3 protein-coding genes are annotated in these 2,459 nt (G+C 39.9%); all 3 read left to right on the forward strand.

Going from position 1 to position 2,459, the window contains the following annotated elements; all coding sequences use genetic code 11:
• The first annotated feature begins 135 nt into the window (after positions 1-135).
• The 3 genes from D6024_RS26240 (at position 136) to D6024_RS26250 (ending at position 2,215) form a co-directional block, all read left to right on the forward strand.
• Positions 136-531: a hypothetical protein gene (locus D6024_RS26240; RefSeq protein WP_121357786.1), complete on the forward strand. Its 396-nt coding sequence runs from the start codon at positions 136-138 to the stop codon at positions 529-531.
• Positions 532-662: 131 nt separating this feature from the next.
• On the forward strand, positions 663-1,511 hold the full coding sequence (locus D6024_RS26245; protein ID WP_162945067.1) for a hypothetical protein: 849 nt from the start codon (positions 663-665) through the stop codon (positions 1,509-1,511).
• A 221-nt stretch (positions 1,512-1,732) separates the two neighbouring features.
• Complete coding sequence (locus tag D6024_RS26250; protein WP_121357788.1) at positions 1,733-2,215, forward strand: hypothetical protein; 483 nt, start codon at positions 1,733-1,735, stop codon at positions 2,213-2,215.
• Positions 2,216-2,459 lie beyond the last annotated feature (244 nt).

Below are 2,459 nucleotides of genomic sequence, written 5' to 3' on the forward strand. Positions count from 1 at the left end.
CATGAGCTTATCAAAATACAGGGGATAGAATAGGCCATCAACAATAAATATTTATTTTACAGACGAACAGAGGCTAAACAGAAGTAACAATGAATACCTGTACTTCGATAAGCCCTGTCCGTTGGCTGAAATCAAATGAACTATTTCCTAAAAGTTGTCGTGTTGTCTTTTTTAGTGCTCAACTCCTGTAAACAAGCACCGAATATCAAGGGCCATTGGCGCCGGCTGGATATGGCAGAAAAGGCGCTATCAACAAGTGCTGATAAGCAGTACGGAGACTTGATCTTGGAAGATGACTCAACGTTTACAATGGTAGGCAACGATTCACCTCCGCCGTTGAACATACCAGGCTGGCATGCAGAGGGAACGATCAAGGGGAATTGGAAGATCGAAGGAAAATCTCTTTATCTATACATCAGCGATGTTCGTGTTCCGTTGATCTTTAGTGTAAGGCGACTTACTGAAAGCGATCTACAGTTTCAAAGCCACTTTGCAAATTCACCCTTAATAGAGTACAAGCGTGTCGACTGACTTCAGCCAACAGCAGGTTTGCAATATGGTGGCTGACGGTTATGTGCTTAGCAAATGAGCATCTTTCAACTTTATCAATAAATTTAGGCTGACGTGACACAGAATGCCACCACATCGCAAACCTGTTTCCGTTGGCAGTAATATTTAGACACCCGATGATAAAGTCCAAATCGAATGAAGAAACAGATAGACTGGTTGTAGAACTGGTAGACAACTATCTGTTGAGACACACCATCCAATTCTTCTATAAAACTGACGCTGGGCTTAGACCATTTGGTTCTGGTGTACTTGCGCTAATTCATGACACTCATTTCATTTTAACAGCTTCTCATGTTGTTGATTATTTGAAGAAAGATGACAACCAACTGTATATACGGGTTGACAAAAAAGGGTACATCAATGTCCTTGGTGACATAAAATATACGGACATTGATAAAAGCAAGGGTGTTGATTTAGCTTATATCAAACTTGACCCGCAGATGATACCTCATCTCATTAAACCATACAAGTTTTTAACCATAAACAAATTTGCAAGACACAGCAAAATGTTAGATGGAATGAACTATTGTGTCATAGGCTTTCCGGAAAAGAACATAAAGTTTGAAAATGGGTCAATGGAAACAGGAGCATCATTTTATTTAACAAGTGCCACAAATGAAAATCCCTACAATCACTATAAACTTTCAAAGGAAGATTACTTTATAGTTGACATGAAGGGTAAAGGAACAGATGTAGAAAGTGGAAAGCCTACAATTATAAACACACATTTTTATGGTATCAGCGGTTGCGGACTTTGGTATTTAATCTTCAATTTGGACCCAAATACAAATAAATATTCTCTCGATTATCGGTTAATCGGCATTATGACACAGTTCAAGAAAGCAAAATACTTTTGCCTAATCGCAAACAAAATTCACCTGATTTTAGAAGCTTTTAAAGTTATTGAAGGTTTCAAGTTCCGTGAGAAGCCGACGAATTAATACTACTGCCAACAGCAGTTTTCTGCTATGCCGGCTGACCCAACGCAACATCAGCAGTAGTGCACTTTTCAGCATCTCTTCCGGCTCGACGTTCAACATTCAGCATAAGTTTTTATCTTCAACAACAGCAACATCATTCAGCAGCAGTTCCGAGCAGACGAACATAAAATTCCAGCACAGCAGAAAGCTGATCGACGTTAGCGGAAATTTGAACCACCCTCATGGAAAAGTATAGAAGACGAGACTTGAATGACCAATATTTTTTGCTGGAGGTATTCGAATGTCCGAAAGAAATAATTCTGTTTGCAGCGCATTTGGGCAGCGACAATGTGACTATCGAAAACTTTACCCATTACGGCAGGCACAGGGCTGAATTTCAGTTTGGAATTAATGCTAAAGGAATGTCTCTGTTTCCATCGCTGAAAGCATTTGACGTTGATTTTTCCATTTCCAAGAGTGATTTTTTGCAATTCATTGATATTTGGGACGAGCAAGGCTGTTACGCAGTGTTCCATGATACTGCCTCACTGAAGTTTAAGGCGACTGATTTGCCAGAAGGTCACAGGTATAAAGCACTGGATAACTTTGACTGGTCACTTGAAATAGCCGTTCCTGGTTCCGCTTTTGATGGATGGGGACAGATAGCTTCGCCTAATAAGCAAATTATTGACAAGATTGAAGAACAACTAAAGAACTTCCGCTAACAGCGTTTTGCTGCAATGGTGGCAACAAAACATGTTTTGAACATCAGTAATTCTATTCTACATTAGTGCAAACGTGAGGCTGACGTGCAATAAATTCCACCACTGACAGCAACACGTTCTACGTTACCGGCTACTTTATGCGACAACTCCTACTTATAATAAGTTTGAAGTTTATCAGCTTGACAACTTTGGCGCAGACCGATAGAGTGGAAAGACTTGTTGACAGTATAAACGACAACCAAGT

The organism is Flavisolibacter nicotianae, from assembly GCF_003628535.1.
Lineage (GTDB): Bacteria > Bacteroidota > Bacteroidia > Chitinophagales > Chitinophagaceae > Flavisolibacter > Flavisolibacter nicotianae.

Coding starts and splice junctions, on each gene's coding strand:
- D6024_RS26240 (WP_121357786.1), top strand. CDS start 136: ATGAACTATTTCCTAAAAGTTGTCGTGTTGTCTTTTTTAGTGCTCAAC.
- D6024_RS26250 (WP_121357788.1), top strand. CDS start 1,733: ATGGAAAAGTATAGAAGACGAGACTTGAATGACCAATATTTTTTGCTG.